We start from the raw sequence: 15,332 nt of genomic DNA on the forward strand, positions 1-15,332 counted from the left end.
GGGCCCGCGATCACTGTTCCGGCTGATACATCCATACGGCATGGGCCCGCAGCGCCGAAAGCCCCTGGTAGGTCATCCACATGGGTTGCCGCAGCTCACCGCTGTCGGGCAGCCCCCAGGACCAGATGCCGCCGGTCTGCCCGGCCCACACCGCGGCGGCCGCCCCGTCCAGCCGCTCCCGCCACGCCTCCTGCAGCCCGTCCTGGGCCGCCACCTCGCGGGCACCGGGCGTCATCAGGGCGCGGACCACCCACGATGCGGTGAAGTGCCGTACGTTCAGCACCTCGTGGCGTGCGGGGTCGTCGGTGCGCGGGCGGCGCACCTCCTCGCGCAGGTTCCGCAGGTCCTGGCAGCGGTGGTGGGGTGCGTCCGCGCACGTGAGCAGCCAGCGGACGCCGTCCTCCCGGGTGGCGCGCACCGCCTCGTCGTCGCCCAGGACGCGGGCCGCCCGGTCCAGGGCCACCACCGCCTGCGCGGTGTGCAGCGCGGACGGCGGACCGTAGGGCGGGTCGAGCCGGTAGCCCCAGCAGCGCAGATGGTCACGGCGCGCGTCGCCGATGGCGCCGTCGGCCAGGGCCTCGCGCAGCAGGGGCACCGCGGCGGCGTCCGGCGCGGCGCGCAGGAGTCCGCGCAGCACGGTCGTCACCACATGGGTCGACTCCCGCCCGGCGCGGTCGAGTTCATGGGTGAACCGGTCCGTGCAGCGGCCCACCTCCGCCGCCAGCCGCTCGCCGGGCACGCCTGCCCGGGCCAGTGCGCCCAGCACCAGTGCCGTGACCTCGGGCCGGGCCTGCGCCCCCTGCGACCGCGCCGACCAGCCCCCGTCCGGCAGCCTGAGCCGCCACAGCGTGTCCACCAGGTCGCCGGTGCGCAGCCGGCCGTCCGGCACGCCGAGATCGAGCACGATGTGCAGGCCGTACGCGGTGCCGACGGAGGTGGGCCGCCGGAGCGGCGCCGACTCGCTGAGGAAGTGCGACCAGCCGGTGAGCCGGCCGCGGTCCGGGTCGTCGATGACGGCGACCTTCTCGGCGAGCGTGCCGTACGCGGCGGCGAGGACCTCGGGGAGCGGGCCGGGGGAGGGGCGCTCCGGGGCGAGCGGGACGCGAACGACGGCCCGGGCCGGTCCGGCCGCGCTCCGGGCCCGGACCAGAGCCGCCGCCAGCCAGGCGGCCGCACCCGTCCCGATGCCGCTGACCCCGGCCACCAGGTAGCGGGCGGGCTCGCCGCCGAGGGAGTCGGGCAGCACCCCGAACAGGAACTGGAACACCCCGTACCCGGCCGCCGCGCATCCGAGGCTGCCCAGCCAGCCGACGAAGCGCGCGGTCTCGCTCCGGCCGGGTTCCGGCGGTGGGGTACGGCCGGTTCTCAAGGGACGGCGTCCCAGCTGCTGTTGAGACAAGGCGTGCTCCCTCCCCCGGGGTTGCACGTGACTTCCGCGAAGATTCCAGTCTAAGTGGTCTGCGGGGCCTGTGAGTCGTCGACCGGAACGAGCGTCTCCGCGAGCGGTCCGGCGCATGCCACGGGATGCTCGGGGAGGGGGGCCGTGGTTCGCCGGACGGCGCGGGTTCCGTCTCCGTGAGGACCGCGCCCAGCCGCGCGCCGGCCGCCCGGAGCCCGGCCGTGCGGTAGGTGTCGTACACCTCCCGGAACACGGCCTGCCGGCGTGCGCCGTCCGGCAGCACGCCCACGCACGGCGGCTCGCGCGCCAACGACGTGGCCCGGCCGCTCCGGATGCCGGGCCAGAACGGTGCGGGACGCGTTCACCGCGGCCGGCCGCGACCGGAGGGCACCGCCGGCCGGGTGAGGCGCCGGCCGGCCGCGCGCTCCGGGGACCGCCGCGCTCAGCCGGTCTCCGTGAAGACGAAGGAGAACTCGGCCGGTTCGGCCGCCAGCCGGTACCGCGGCAGCACGCCCGGGCCGCAGGAGGCCGAACCGATGCCGTGCAGGCCGTGGTCGAGGTTGACCCAGACCGTGTCGCCGGGCACGAGGTCGGTCAGGTGCGCGGCCGCGTCCAGCTGCTCGCTCGTCCAGCGCCGGGCGCTGAGGAAGAACTCCGGGTCGCCCTCGATGCGCAGCCCGCCGATCTCCGCCCAGCGGACACCGGCGCGCGCGCCGTTCTCCTGCGGACGTACGTACGGCGTCTGCAGCCCGTCCACGGTGGACTCCCAGCGGCCCAGGCGCGCGGCTGACCCGGTGTCGGGATACGCCTCGCCGGGACCGCCGCCGAACCACCGCACGGCGTCGGCCCGCGGCAGCCCGAGGCGCACGCCGAGGCGCGGCAGCGGCATGGTCCACTCGCCGTCCGGCTCCACGGACACGGTCAGCCTCAGCCGGTCGCCGTCCGAGGTCCAGCGCAGCACCGTGCACAGACCGCACTCCCGGGCGGCCGGCGCCACCCGCATCCGCACGCTCAGCGCGTCGTCGCCGATGTCCACGGCGTCGAGGCGGTGCCGCATGCGGTGCAGGCCGCAGGTGCGCCAGACCGCAGCCCAGCGGGTCCCGGACTGCCACTCGGCGCCCGCGTCGTTGTCGGTGGGCGCCCGCCACACGTCCAGCCGCGGGCCCTGCACCTCGACCCCGCCGACGGCCCGCAGCGCGCCGGTGCGGGCGTCGAAGGAGGCCGGGCCGAGGGTGATGACCCGGTCCGCGAGCACCGGCCGGGCGGTCGCCGCGAGGACGGGCGACGGCCGTGCGGCCACGGGCACCTGCCCCCACGCGACCTCGTGCCCCCTCGGCCCCCAGGCGGTGTCCGCCGCGAGCAGCGCCCGTACCGTCCATCCCGCCTCGGCGCCGTGCGCCCGCACGGGCGGCTCCGGCAGCTTCACCTCGGCCCACTCGCCGGGCGCGAGCGCCGGCACCGGCAGCGGGCCCGTCCCGACCGTCTCCCCGTCCACCTGGTACGACCACTCGAAGGCGAGGTCGCTGAGGTCGGCGAAGTCGCGCTTGTCGGTGATGCGCACGGCGCCGGAGCCCACGCCCTCGATCCCGACCGGCTCGAGGACCTTCTTGAACTCCAGCAGGCCGGGGGAGGGCCGCCGGTCCGGGAAGAGCAGGCCGTCGCAGACGAAGTTGCCGTCGTGCAGCTCCTCGCCGAAGTCGCCGCCGTAGGCGAAACCCAGCTCGGGGTGGGTGATGCCGTGGTCGATCCACTCCCAGACGAAGCCGCCCTGGAGCCGGTCGTGCGCCTCGAACAGCCGCTGGTAGTCGGCGAGACCGCCCGGACCGTTGCCCATGGCGTGTCCGTACTCGCAGAGGACGAAGGGCAGTTCGCGTCGCCGGCGGGTACCGCCGTCGAGCCGCCGGCCGATCCTCTCGACCTCGCCGTGGTCGGCGTACATCCGTGAATAGACGTCCGTGTCACGGCAGTCGACGTCGCCCTCGTAGTGCACGAGACGTGCGGAGTCGCGGCCGCGGATCCACTCGGCCATGGCGGTCAGCCCGCGCCCGGTGCCGGCCTCGTTGCCGAGCGACCAGACGACCACCGACGGGTGGTTCTTGTCGCGCTCGACCATCCGCGCGGCGCGGTCGAGGAGGGCCGGGGTCCAGCGGTCGTCGTCGACCGGGTTGTCGCGCCAGGCCTGTTCGGTGAAGCCGTGGGTCTCCAGGTCGCACTCGTCGACGACCCACAGGCCGTACTCGTCGCACAGGTCGAGGAAGGCCGGGTGCGGCGGGTAGTGCGAGGTGCGCACGGCGTTGACGTTGTGCCGCTTCATCAGCAGCACGTCCTCGCGCATGGTCTCCGGGTCGAGGGCGCGCCCCCGCTCGGGGTGCCACTCGTGGCGGTTGACGCCCCGGAAGAGCAGCGGCCTGCCGTTGACCTTGATGAGGCCGTCCTCGAGGACGACGGTCCGGAAGCCGATGCGCAGCGGCACCCGCTCACCCCCGGTGACGAGCACGCCGTCGTAGAGCCTCGGCGTCTCGGCGGTCCACGCCTCGACGGGCACCGTCACCGGCGTGCCGGTCTCGACATCGATGTCCAGGGCGGGCACGGACACCCGCCCGTCGACGTCGGAGTCGACGCGCAGGGTGCCCTCGCCGGTGAGGTGGTCGTAGGAGGCGTGCACGAAGAAGTCGCGTGCGCTGCCGGCCGGGCGGTGCAGCAGCGTCACGTCACGGAAGATGCCCGGCAGCCACCACTGGTCCTGGTCCTCCAGGTAGGAGCCGGCCGACCACTGGTGCACGCGGACGGCCAGCACGTTGCCGCTCGGCTTCAGCAGGTGCCCGGCCGCGAACTCGTGTGGCAGCCGGGAGCCCTTGAACTCGCCGAGGACCGTGCCGTTGAGCCAGACGCGGGCGCAGGACTCCACCCCGTCGAAGCGGATCACCGCACCGCCGTCGGAGCGGTCCGGCCAGTCCTTTGGCAGGTCGAAGACGCGCAGGTGGTCGCCGGTCGGGTTCTCCGTCGGCACGCGCGGCGGGTCGACCGGGAAGGGGTAGAGATGGTTGGTGTAGACGGGCCGGCCGAAGGCGCCCCCGCCCTGCAGGACCCAGTGGCCGGGGACCGTGACCTCGGCCCAGTCCCCGGCGTCGAACCCGGGCTCGGCGAACGAGTCGTCCTCGGCGTCGGCGGTCGGCGACACACGCAGCCGCCAGCCGCCGTTCAGCGAGAGGGACTTCGCGTCCGAGGACGCGTACCAGGCGCGGGGCGGCAGGGCCCCGTCGCCCGGGGAGACGTCCTCGACGTAGGTACTGGCCGTGGTCGTACGGAAAGACATCGGTCTCCAGGCGTCGGGTGCAGGCAGTGGAGGGTGTCAGCCCTTGATGCCGGTCTGCGCGATCCCCTGCACCAGCCAGCGCTGGAGGAAGAGGAAGACGAACAGCAGGGGCAGGATGGAGATGGCCGTGGCCATGAAGATCAGGTGGTAGTTGACCGTCTGGTTGGTCATGTACGACGACAGCGCGACCTGCACGGTCCAGGCGCTGGGGTCCTGGCCGATGACCAGCGGCCACAGGAACGAGTTCCAGCCGCTGATGAAGGTGATGGTGGCGATGGCCGCGAAGAAGTTCAGCGAGTTCGGGACGACGACGCGCCAGTAGGCGCCCCAGTACCCGAGCCCGTCCACCCGTGCCGCCTCCTCCAGCTCCTTGGGGAACCCCAGGAAGTACTGCCGGAACAGGAAGCAGGTGAAGCCGGTGAACAGGCCCGGGACGATGAGGCCCCGGTAACTGTCCACCCAGCCGAGGGACGACACCAGCACGAAGCTCGGGACGAAGGTGACGGCGGTCGGCACCATCAGGGTGAACAGCACGCCGTAGAAGACCTTGTTGGCGTGCCGGTAGGGGATGCGGGCCAGGCCGTAGCCGGCCAGTGAGCAGACCAGCAGGGTGCCGGCGGTGTGCAGGACGGCCACGATCAGCGAGTTCACCATCGACTGCCCGAAGTCGACCGTCACGTCGCGGAACGGCTCGGTGACGTTGCCCCACTGGATGTGGGTGGGGAAGAACTTCCAGTTCTCGCCGGTGATCTCGGGATCGGTGGACAGGGCGTTGCGGATCAGGATGTAGAAGGGGACCAGGAACAGGACGGCTGCGATGCTCGTGGCGACGTAGAGACCGGTGGAGCTCATCACTGCGCCGCCCCGCCTGGCGCGGCGTGGCCTTCCGGCCTCGGGTGCGGTCGTGGTCACTTGGACTCCTCACCCCTTCCGAAGCCCATGATCCGGCCCTGGAACAGGGTGACGACGCAGATCAGCAGCGTCAGGATCACCGCGCCGGCGCTGCCCTTGCCGTAGTTCTGGTCCTGCCCGAGGGCGGTGTAGTAGAGCTCGACGAGCGGCGGGCGCCCCCAGGTCGTCCTGGACAGCAGGTTGAAGAACTCGTCGAACGCCTGGTACGCGGCCACGATCAGCAGCAGGATCACGGCCGTGGAGGTGGCCCGCAGCTGCGGCAGCGTGATGTACCAGAACGTCTGCCAGCCCCGCTTGGCGCCGTCGATGGCGGCGGCCTCGTACAGCTCCCGCGGGATGTTCTGCAGCGCGGCCAGGAACAGGATCATGTAGAAGCCGGACTGCAGCCACAGCCGGGCGGTGATGATGACCAGCCAGTACCACGGCGGGTCGGGGTTGGCGAGCCAGGCGATGTTGTCCACGCCGAACAGGCCGAGGACGGTGTTCGCCAGACCGAAGCGAACCCCGTTGAAGATCGACATCTTCCAGACCAGCGAGGCGGCGACGTAGCTGCACGCCGTCGGCAGGAAGAACACCGACCGGTAGAAGGCCCGCATGAACCGCAGCCGGTTCACCAGCAGCGCCAGCCCCAGCGAGACCGCCCACGTGGTGGGCACGATGAACACGGCGAACACGGTGAAGGTGACGAGCGAGCTGGTGAAGCGGCCGTCCGACAGCAGCTCCCGGTAGTTGCCCAGGCCGACGAAGTCGCTGGGCGTGACGGTGAAGCGCGCCTCGAAGAAGCTGAGGTAGACGCTCCAGCCGATGGGAACGTAGACGAAGACGATCAGCCCGATGAGGAACGGGCTGGTGAAGAGCCAGAAGTTGAAGGTGCGGCTGCCGCGCAGCCCGCGCCTCGGCCGGGCCGGGGAGGCCTTGGCCGGGGCGGGGCTGGCGAGGCCGCGCGTGGTGGTCGTCGACATGTCGTGGTCCGTCCGGTGGCCTAACCGAACAGCTTCTTCAGCTCGGCGTCGACCGTCTTGTCGGCCTTGTCGAGGGCGGCCTCCGGGTCCCCGCCCTTGCGGACGCAGTCCGCGAAGACGTTCTCGGTCGCGGTGATCATGGCCTGGGTCCAGCCGATCCGGTCGAAGTGGCCGTAGTCGTTGAACAGCTTCACGCCCTCGGCCGGCAGACCCGTCTTCAGCTTGGTGGCGGACCGGGCGATGGAGGTGCGCGGCGGGATGTGGAACCCGTAGGACAGGGCCCAGTCCTCCTGGTACTTCTTCTGGTCGATCCACAGCCACTTGACGTACTCCTTGGCCGCGTCGACGTTCTTGCCCTTGGCGTTGACGAACATCGACCAGCCGCCGTTGTAGACGGCCGGCCTGCCGGCGTCGCCGACCTTCGGGAACGGCATGATGCCGAGGTCGTCGCCGAGCGTCTTCTGGAACTGCGGCATGGCCCACATGCCGCACCACTGGATGGCGCACAGGCCCTGGTTGAGCGCGGACGGGTCCCAGAAGTCGGCCGGGGCGTCGAGGAGGAGGTCGCCGCTGGTGAACAGCTTGCGCAGCCCCTTCAGGCCCGTGACGACCCCGTCCGTGTGGTAGGCGATCCGGTTCTTGTCGTCGAGGGTGTCGGCGCCGGCCGCGTAGAACAGCGGCTGGATGACGGCGTGCAGGTCGTTGCCGAGGAACAGGCCCTTGACCTTGCTGGTGGTGAGCTTGGCGGCGGCGGCGATCAGCTCGTCCAGGGTGGTGGGCGGCTCGATGTTCGCCTTCTCCAGCATCGACTTCCGGTAGAAGAAGAACTGCGGGTCGTCGATCATGCGGATGCCGTATGTCTTGCCGTCCATCGTGTGCGAGGCGATGTCCGCCTGGTTGAAGTCGTCCTTGACCGGCTCGATGATGTCGGTCAGGTCGGCCACCTGACCGCTCTTGATGAGCTGGTACTGCGGGTGGAACTCGAACAGGTCCGGCGCGTTGTCCGTGAGCAGGCTCGCGAAGAGCTTGCTCTCGAAGTTCGACCCGGTGATCCACTGGGTGCTGACGTGCGCGCCGTGGTAAGCCGCCGCGTACCGCTTGATGGCCTGCTCCGTCCCCGCCTCGCCGTACGCGTGGAAGTACTGCACGAGCTGCTTGCCCGAACCCGAGCCGCCGCCGCGGCCGTTGTTGCCGCCGCACGCGGCGAGCGTGCCGGCGGCCGCCATGCCCGCGGCGGCGCGGAAGAGGGATCGGCGGGACCAGTTGCTGTTGCTCATTGCCGACATGCTGACGTCCTTGTCTCGATTGCGGCTGCGGCTCCACGGCTTCAGCGCGACGTGGCTCGAATTGCGGTGCGGTGCGGGGACGTTATTCTTCGGCCAATCCTTCGGCAAGGGGTTGGACGAAGTCTGCTCGAAGCGTTGCACGCGGTTCGGGATGCCGAACAGGGTGAGGGCGCACGGGGTTGGGGCCGCCGGGCCGGTGGCCCCGGCGGCCCTCGTACGGTGCAGGCCGGCTACGGCGTCAGGAACGGTCAGCCGCGGTGCGGGTCGGTCATGCGCGTCCCTTCCTTCGTCACGAAGGCGGTGCCGTACGGCTCCTGGCGGCTGCGGTCCGTCGGGCGCCGCGCTGCCCGACGGACTGCAGCGCCCCTTCCAGCGCGAACGTGGCCGCGCCCAGGCACACCGGGTCGGTGGGGATGGGGGAGAGGACGATCTCGGTGGCGGCCATCGGCCGCGGCAGCGCGTGCCGGGCGACGGCCTCGCGCACCTCGGCGATCAGCGGGTCGCCGAGGGCGGTCGCGACCCAGCTGCTGAGCACGACCACCTCGGGGTTGAACAGGTTGACCAGGTCGGCGATCCCGGCGCCGAGGTACTTGACGGTGTCGCGGACCACCTTCACCGCGACCGGGTCGCCGGCGCGCAGCCCCCGCGCCAGCGCGTCGACGGTGGCCGTCTGGTCCTCGGTGTGCAGCAGCGGGCCGTCCGGGCTCAGCTCCCGCAGAGTCAGCATGATCCCGGACGCGCCGACATATGCCTCCACGCAGCCGTTCCTGCCGCACCGGCACAGCCGGCCGTCCAGGACGATCGTGGTGTGGCCCCACTCGCCCGCGCTGTTGCTTACGCCCCGGTGCAGGGCGCCGCCCAGGACGAGTCCGGCGCCCACACCGGTGCCGAGGTTGACCACCACGGCGTCGCCGTGCCCGCGCGCCGCCCCGAACCACAGCTCGGCCACCGCGGACGCGCGCAGCGGGTTGTCCAGGTACAGCGGGTAGGCGATGTGCTCGGTGAGCAGGTCCAGCAGCGGCACGTCGTGCCAGTTCCAGTTGGGCGCGTACTCCGCGAAGCCGGTCGCGCGGTCCACCTGTCCCGGGACGCTCACCCCGGCGCCGAGCACCCGGGCGCCCTCGATCCCGGCCTGGGCGACCACCGAGCCGACGGCGGCGGCGACATGACCGACCACCTGCCCGGGGAGGCTCTCGCCGGGGCGGACATCCTCCTCGGCGCGGGCCAGGACGTTCAGCGCCAGGTCGAACAGCTCGACGTGGACGTACGTCTCCGCGATGTCCACGCCGATCAGCGCGCCCCCCGAGGCGTTGACGGCGACGAGGCCCCGGGGGCGGCCGCCCGCCGAGTCCTCGAAGCCGACCTCGGTGATCATCCGCAGTTCGAGCAGCTCGCCGACGAGCGTGGCGACCGTCGCCAGGCTCAGCCCGGTCGCCGCCGCCAGCTCCTGCCGTGAGGTGGGGGAGCGGGCGATGATCTGACGCAGCACCTCATACCGGTTCGCGGTGCGGATGTCCCGTGATGTGCCCCGCTTCATCGACGTCCCCTCACTGCCGGCGCTCCCCGGCGCGGCGCAAGGCTATGGCCTGCGGGAGGCTTTCGACAAGGCCTTAGGAAAGGGGTTCGGGAAAGCCCTGGGACCCCCGCGTGCGGGAGACGGCCCGCGCGCGGCGCGCCCGCGCGGGGTCCGTGGCGTGGATCACGTGCCCGCGCGAGCTCCGTGGCGGGGATCAGCCGTCGAGCACGTCCCGCACGAACGTGTTCGCGAACTTACCCGCCGGGTCCAGCGCCCGCGCCAGCGCCCGGAAGTCCGCCAGCCGCGGGTACAGCCCCCGCACCGCGGGCGCCGGCAGGGTGAACACCTTGCCCCAGTGCGGCCGCGCCCCGAAGGGGTCCAGCGCCTCCTCCAGCCGCCGCACCACCGGCAGCACGGCCTCGGTGTCCTCGACCCAGGTGAAGTGCAGCGCCACGGTGTCCCGCCCGTACGCCGGGCTCAGCCACTGGCGGTCGGCGGCCACGGTCCGCACCTCGCAGGTCTGCAGCACCGGTGCGAGCGTCGCGCGGACCGCGTCGAGCGCGTGCAGCGCGTCGAGGCCGTGGGACGTGGGCAGCAGGTACTCCGACTGCAGCTCGGCACCGCTGCTGGGAACGAACTCGGCGCGGAAATGGGGCAGTCGCTCGTGCCAGGGGCCGGGCCGGCCGAACTGCTCGGTGCAGTTGACCGCCGGCATGCCCGGCACCGGGTGCAGCTTCTCGGTCGCGGGCGGGGCCCACGGGAAGTCCGGCAGCGGCTGGTCGGTACGCCGCTTGCGCCACACCTGACGGAAGCCCGGCGCACGCCAGTCGGTGAACAGGCTGACGCTGTACGCCGACGCCATGATCGTCCCGAAGGTCCCGGAGTCCAGCCCGTCCAGCGGGAGTCCGGTGTGCAGATGCTGCTCGACCTCGTAGGCCGGCTCCAGGTCCAGGGTCAGGGCGGTCACGACGCCCAGCGCGCCCAGCGAGGTCACGGCCCCGTCGAAGCGTTCGTCGCCGCGCCCGATCCGCAGCGTCGACGCGTCCGCCACGACCAGCTCCACCTCCCGTACGGCCGACGCGAGCGAGCCGTTGGCCACCCCCGAGCCGTGGGTGCCGGTCGCGACCGAACCGGCGACGGAGATGTGGGGCAGCGACGCCATGTTGGGCAGGGCGAGCCCGTGCGCGTGCACCGCGCGGGCCAGTTCCGCGTACCGGACGCCGCCCGAGACCCGTACCGTGCGGGCCGCGGTGTCCACGTCGAGCACCGGCGGCAGTCCGGCGATCGAGAGCAGGACCCCCTCCGGACCCGGCTCGGCGATCTTGTTGAAGGAGTGCCCGCTGCCCAGCACGCGCACCGCCGTGCTCCGGGCCACCAGGGCACGCAGCGCGTCGAGCGAGTGCGGGCGCTGCACCTCCTTGGCCGCATAGGTGATGTTGCCCGCCCAGTTGGTGACCGTGTCCGTCATGCGTGCCGCCCCTCCTCGGAGTGTGTGCGCATTGACCCTCTCATCCGCACCCGCCTACCTTAGAGAGCGTTTTCCACGTGGTCACCGTGCCCCCGGTCTTCGTGCCGCCGGGGTCCTCGTGCCGCCCTGCGGAAGGACACGCCGTTGCCCGAGCGTCCCCAGGCGCTGTTCGCCATGACCCCCGAGAACGTTCCGCGGGTGTTCCCGCCCCGGGTGCTGGCGCGGCTGCGTGAGTCCGTGGACATCGATCCCGCCCGGGTGGTCCGGGACTTCGCCGACCCCGCGCTGCGCGACGTGCTGGCCCGCACCGAGATCCTCGTCACCGGCTGGGGCTGCCCCCGCCTGGACGGAGCCGCCCTCGACGCGGCGCCCGGGCTGCGCGCGGTGCTGCACTCGGCCGGCTCGGTCAAGGGCTTCGTCACGCCCGAGGTGTGGCGGCGCGGCATCGCGGTCTCCTCGGCGGCCGCCGCCAACGCGGTCCCGGTCGCCGAGTACACCCTCGCCATGATCCTGCTGGCCGGCAAGGACGTCCTCGGCGCCCGCGACCGGCTGCGCACCGGGCGGGTCTTCCCCGGCTGGGAGATCGTCCCCGGCATCGGCAACCACGGCCGCCGGGTGGGCGTCGTCGGCGCCTCCCGCATCGGCCGCCGCCTGCTTCAGCTGCTGCGCCCCTTCGACCTGCGGCCCAGCCTGACCGACCCGTACGTGGACGAGGCGTCGGCCGCCGCCCTCGGCGTGCCGCTGCTGTCCCTGGACGACCTGCTGCGCGGTTCGGACATCGTGACGCTGCACGCCCCGGCGACCCCGCGCACCCGCCGTCTGATCGGCCGCCGCGAACTGGCCCTGATGCCCGACGGCGCCGTCCTGATCAACACCGCGCGGGGCCACCTGGTCGACCACGAGGCCCTGATCGCCGAACTGCGCACGGGGCGCCTCACCGCCGTCCTCGACGTCACCGACCCCGAGCCGCTGCCCCCCGACTCGCCCCTGTACGACCTGCCGAACGCCTTCGTCACCCCGCACCTGGCCGGCTCGCAGGGCAACGAGGTCTCCCGACTCGGCAGCGTGGTCGCCCAGGAGGCGGCGCGGCTGGTGGCGGGGGAGCCGCCGGCCCACGGGGTGGATCCGGCGGTGCTGGAGCGCGAGGCCTGAGCGGGGCGCGGGTTTCGCACCCGCGGATCGCGTGAACCTGGGCACCCGCGGTGACCGTCCCGTGGGCGCCCCGTGCGCCGCGGGGGGACCCGGCACGGCCGACGTGCGGGTGAAGGCATACCGTGAGGAGTCGAACGTCCGAGCCGGAAGAGGCCGGGAGAGGAGTGGGGATGGGCAGCCGTACCGCACTGGTCGAGGATCTGATGGAGCGCTTCCCGCACGTGCCGCGGGAGGCCGTCTTCAAGGAGGACCTGCTGCGAGGAGGCGTGGCCTTCGACCCGTCCGCGCTGAGCGACAACGAGTCCGGCGAGGTCAAGCCGAAGTCGTACTTCATCTTCTCCTTCGACCACGGGACCCTGCCGGAGCTGGGCGAGGCCGCGCTGCGGCGCCCGCCGGAGGAGATCATCCTCACCGGCGGCCCGTACGACCTGCGCCGGACCGTCGTCTCCGTGCGCGTGAACCCCTCCTCGCCGTACCGGGTCGCGGCCGGCGAGGACGGCATGCTCGGCCTCTACCTCGACGGCAGGCGCATCGCGGACGTCGGCGTGCCGCCCATGCCCGAGTACTACCGGCACACCCTGTCCAACGGGAAGTCGGTCATGGAGGTCGCCCCGACCATCCAGTGGGGCTATCTGATCTACCTCACCGTCTTCCGCGTCTGCCAGTACTTCGGCGCCAAGGAGGAGTGCCAGTACTGCGACATCAACCACAACTGGCGCCAGCACAAGGCGGCCGGGCGGCCCTACACCGGCGTCAAGGACGTTGAGGAGGTCCTGGAGGCACTGGAGATCATCGACCGCTACGACACGGCGAAGGCCTCCACCGCGTACACGCTGACCGGCGGCGCGATCACCAGGACCGTCGCCGGGCGGGACGAGGCCGACTTCTACGGGCACTACGCCAAGGCCATCGAGGAGCGCTTCCCGGGCCGCTGGATCGGCAAGGTCGTCGCCCAGGCGCTGCCGCGCGACGACGTACAGCGCTTCAAGGACCACGGCGTGCAGATCTACCACCCCAACTACGAGGTGTGGGACCGCCGTCTGTTCGAGCTGTACTGCCCGGGCAAGGAGCGCTACGTCGGCCGCGACGAGTGGCACAGGCGGATCCTGGACTCGGCCGAGGTCTTCGGCGCGCGCAACGTCATCCCCAACTTCGTGGCGGGGGTGGAGATGGCCGAGCCCTTCGGTTTCACGACGGTGGACGAGGCCATCGAGTCGACCACCGAGGGCCTGCGCTTCTTCATGTCGCACGGCATCACGCCCCGCTTCACCACCTGGTGCCCGGAGCCGACCACCCCGCTCGGCAAGGCCAACCCGCAGGGCGCCCCGCTGGAGTACCACATCCGGCTGCTGCAGGCCTATCGCCGGACCATGGACGACTTCGGCCTGTCCTCGCCCCCCGGCTACGGCCCGCCCGGTCCCGGCCGCGCCGTCTTCTCCGTCAGCTCCTTCATGGACAGCCTTCCGGCGCGTGAGGCGGCGGAGAGCGCGGAGACCGCGGAGGTGTGAGCCGGAGGTCCGGGTGAACTCCGGGCACGGTGAGTCGAAGCGTGGTCTCCTTGCGTACATGAGCTTGCGTACATGAGGCCGGAGTCGTGCCCCGCGGCAGGTTCCGCAGGTGTCTGTCAGGACAACTGAACACGGCGCTTGTCAGTTGTGAGAAGAACGTGAAAGGCTCCTGCCCTGCCGCGAGGCCCCCCAACTTCATCGCCCTCATGGTGAGTTGACCTTGCTTCTGGATGCAGGAGACCCATGCCCGACCTGCCGACCCCGAAGGACGCCGCCGAGGCAGCGCTGTTCTCCGAGTGCTGGGACGCGGTGCTTTCCTACGCGGACCTGTGCACCGCCGGTTCGGCCGCGGCGACGCAGCTGGCCACGGAGGCGTTCGCGCTCGGTATCCGCGAGGTCCGCGCGGCCGACGGCGACGCCGTCCGCGGCGGCGGCCGCCGCCGGTCCCGGCTGCCCGTGATCCCGCTGCTGCTGACCGCCGTACGCACCGCGGCGACGGACTGGGAGTCCGGCGGGCGGGGGTCCGACCTCGACCCGGACCTGCGGCTGTGGCTCAACTCGGAGAAGGCCGCCCGCTACACCGGACTTCCGCTGCGCCGCCCGCTGGCCCTGCGCGCCCTGCGCGACCTTCAGGAGCCGGACGCGGCGCTGCTGTGGCTGGCCGAGGTGGAGGCGCTGCCGCTGCCGGTGGTCGCCCGCCGGCTCGGCCTCGACCCGGACCTGGTGAGCGACGAACTCGCCCAGGTGCGCGGCCTGTTCAGGGACCGCTGCCACCGCGCCCACATCGACACGCCGATGGACGCGCAGTGCCGCAGCTACGCCCGCCTGCTCGACGCGGTCACCCGCTCGCCCGCCGCCGACGTCCCGCCGGACCTCTCCCGGCACCTGGCCACCTGCGTGGACTGCGCGGAGGCCGCCGCCTGTCTGCGCCCGCAGGGCGGCGGACTGTCCGCGGCCCTCGCCGGCGGCGTCATCGGCTGGGGCGGCCTCGCCTATCTGGAACGCCGCCGCCGCGCGGCCGAGGTGCGCCTCGGGGCCGGGCGCCCGGAGCGCGCCGACGCCGAGGGCGGCGGGCCCAAGAGCGGCACCGACCGTGCGCGTGTGGTGCGCGGCGGTCTCCTCGTCACCGCCGTGGTCGTCTCGCTGCTCGCGCTGGCCGTGTCGCTGATGCCGTTCGGCTCCGCGGACGACGACGCCGCCCGCGGCGACACCCCGGCCGACAGCTCGCCGGTCGCGGCCCCGGCCCCGTCCCTGCCCGCCCCCGGCACGTCGCCGGCCGCCTCGCCGACGCCGTCCCCCACGGCGACGAAGACCCGCGAGAGCACCGGGACCCGCGGCAAGGACAGGAACACGGACCCCGAACCCCAGGGCACCTCCTCCTCCACCGCCGCGGGCAAGCCGGTGCCCGGCAGGAGCGAGCCGGCCGGCTGCGAGGTCAGCTACCACCTGGACAACCAGTGGCCCGACGGCTTCCAGGCCACCGTCTCCGTCACCACCGCCGACGCGCTCGACGGCTGGCAGGTCGCCTGGTCCTTCCGCGACGGCCAGCGGGTCGGCCAGATGTGGGACGCGAACGTCGCCCAGAACGGCTCCCGGGTGACGGCGACCGCCGCCGACTACAACAGGTCGGTCACCGCGGGCGCCACCCTGACCTTCGGGTTCCTCGCCTCCTGGAGCGGGACGAACTCGCCCCCGTACGGCTTCACGCTGAACGGCCGTGCCTGCGCGAAAACCGGTTGACGGGCCACCGTCGCGGCGGGCTACTGTTGCGGCGGTTCCCACGGCGGCCTCCCACCGCCGTTCCGCCACGTGA

Annotated in this window: 10 protein-coding genes; 3 read left to right on the forward strand and 7 right to left on the reverse strand. The window is 72.5% G+C overall.

What is annotated here, in order from left to right; translation table 11 throughout:
• Positions 1 to 10: 10 nt before the first annotated feature.
• The 7 genes from ACJ9NR_RS30330 to ACJ9NR_RS30360 all read right to left on the reverse strand — a co-directional run bounded on the left by ACJ9NR_RS30330 (position 11) and on the right by ACJ9NR_RS30360 (position 10,859).
• The gene (locus tag ACJ9NR_RS30330) at positions 11 to 1,399 is read right to left on the reverse strand and encodes a prenyltransferase/squalene oxidase repeat-containing protein (RefSeq protein ID WP_412491546.1); all 1,389 of its coding nucleotides are present in this window, start codon (positions 1,397 to 1,399) and stop codon (positions 11 to 13) included.
• 442 nt (positions 1,400 to 1,841) lie between these two features.
• On the reverse strand, positions 1,842 to 4,715 hold the full coding sequence (locus ACJ9NR_RS30335; RefSeq protein ID WP_412491545.1) for a glycoside hydrolase family 2 TIM barrel-domain containing protein: 2,874 nt from the start codon (positions 4,713 to 4,715) through the stop codon (positions 1,842 to 1,844).
• Positions 4,716 to 4,751: 36 nt separating this feature from the next.
• Positions 4,752 to 5,627, reverse strand: a complete 876-nt coding sequence (locus tag ACJ9NR_RS30340) for a carbohydrate ABC transporter permease (protein ID WP_412491544.1) — start codon at positions 5,625 to 5,627, stop codon at positions 4,752 to 4,754.
• Positions 5,624 to 6,589 carry a carbohydrate ABC transporter permease gene (locus tag ACJ9NR_RS30345; RefSeq protein ID WP_412491543.1) on the reverse strand — a complete coding sequence of 322 codons (966 nt, stop codon included), beginning with the start codon at positions 6,587 to 6,589 and terminating at the stop codon, positions 5,624 to 5,626. The genes ACJ9NR_RS30340 and ACJ9NR_RS30345 overlap by 4 nt, the downstream gene beginning before the upstream one ends.
• 20 nt (positions 6,590 to 6,609) lie before the next feature.
• Complete coding sequence (locus tag ACJ9NR_RS30350; protein WP_412491542.1) at positions 6,610 to 7,875, reverse strand: ABC transporter substrate-binding protein; 1,266 nt, start codon at positions 7,873 to 7,875, stop codon at positions 6,610 to 6,612.
• 289 nt (positions 7,876 to 8,164) lie between these two features.
• Positions 8,165 to 9,412: an ROK family transcriptional regulator gene (locus ACJ9NR_RS30355; RefSeq protein WP_412491541.1), complete on the reverse strand. Its 1,248-nt coding sequence runs from the start codon at positions 9,410 to 9,412 to the stop codon at positions 8,165 to 8,167.
• A 193-nt stretch (positions 9,413 to 9,605) separates the two neighbouring features.
• Complete coding sequence (locus ACJ9NR_RS30360) at positions 9,606 to 10,859, reverse strand: D-arabinono-1,4-lactone oxidase (RefSeq protein ID WP_412491540.1); 1,254 nt, start codon at positions 10,857 to 10,859, stop codon at positions 9,606 to 9,608.
• 144 nt (positions 10,860 to 11,003) lie between these two features.
• Here ACJ9NR_RS30360 and ACJ9NR_RS30365 point away from each other — a divergent pair, with 144 nt between their 5' ends.
• From ACJ9NR_RS30365 to ACJ9NR_RS30375, 3 genes are all read left to right on the forward strand, one after another.
• A complete protein-coding gene (locus ACJ9NR_RS30365) occupies positions 11,004 to 12,011 on the forward strand; it encodes a hydroxyacid dehydrogenase (RefSeq protein WP_412491539.1) in 1,008 nt (335 codons plus the stop codon).
• A gap of 170 nt (positions 12,012 to 12,181) precedes the next feature.
• Positions 12,182 to 13,519: a radical SAM protein gene (locus tag ACJ9NR_RS30370; protein ID WP_412491538.1), complete on the forward strand. Its 1,338-nt coding sequence runs from the start codon at positions 12,182 to 12,184 to the stop codon at positions 13,517 to 13,519.
• 243 nt (positions 13,520 to 13,762) lie between these two features.
• Positions 13,763 to 15,259 carry a cellulose binding domain-containing protein gene (locus ACJ9NR_RS30375; protein ID WP_412491537.1) on the forward strand — a complete coding sequence of 499 codons (1,497 nt, stop codon included), beginning with the start codon at positions 13,763 to 13,765 and terminating at the stop codon, positions 15,257 to 15,259.
• The last annotated feature ends 73 nt before the right edge of the window (positions 15,260 to 15,332 follow it).

The sequence above is a fragment of the Streptomyces sediminimaris genome (assembly GCF_047049295.1).
Taxonomy (GTDB): Bacteria; Actinomycetota; Actinomycetes; order Streptomycetales; family Streptomycetaceae; genus Streptomyces; species Streptomyces sediminimaris.